We start from the raw sequence: 577 nt of genomic DNA, 5'->3' as shown, positions 1-577 counted from the left end.
GCGGGGTCGACGCCGACGGCAAGGCAGATGTCTTTAGCCCGCATTCCGGTCGGTTGCGCGGCGAGAACGGCGAGGATCTGCTGGTAGGGGGTGCTGGCGATGGTGGGGTCCTCGTCGGTGAACTGGTCGGCCGCAAGGTCGCGCAGGGTGGTGTGGGTAGTCGCCAGGTCGGCGAGTTCACTGTCGAGGCGGCCAAGTTCGGCGGTGAGCGCGGTGATCTGTTCGCGGAGCCGGTCGGCGGCCTGACCGGCGCTGGTCTCTCGTTCGGCGATCAGGCCGAGGATCGCGGCCAGGTGCACCGGCGGTTCACCGCCAGCTCGGGGTGACGGCGCCGGTCAGCCGGCGCACGATGTTGGCCATCGAAGCCCAGAGCGTCCGCGACACCGGCGATTCGGGTCGCTCTCGTACTCGCGGGTAAGCCGGCGGTGCAGCATCAGCGTGCCGTTGACCTGCTCGACCAGCCACCGCTTCTTCATTGGCACGAACCCGGGCCGGACGTCGGATCGCTTGACGACTTCAACGTCGATGCCCAGCACGGCGCCATGCAGGGCGAAATCCTGCTTGAACCCGGCGTCGA

1 protein-coding gene and 1 pseudogene are annotated in these 577 nt (G+C 68.5%); both read right to left on the bottom strand.

Annotated features, from left to right (window positions below):
* Nucleotides 1-299, bottom strand: a 299-nt coding sequence (locus QLQ12_RS46845) for a hypothetical protein (protein WP_282767553.1), incomplete at its 3' end; no start/stop codon positions are given.
* A gap of 7 nt (nucleotides 300-306) precedes the next feature.
* A pseudogene (locus QLQ12_RS46840) lies at nucleotides 307-577 on the bottom strand (IS5 family transposase); the annotation flags it as partial.

Origin of the sequence: Actinoplanes sandaracinus, assembly GCF_030009775.1 — a bacterium.
GTDB lineage: Bacteria > Actinomycetota > Actinomycetes > Mycobacteriales > Micromonosporaceae > Actinoplanes > Actinoplanes sandaracinus.
Note: the sequence above shows the minus strand (reverse complement) of the source record. Positions and strands in the feature narration are given on the sequence as shown.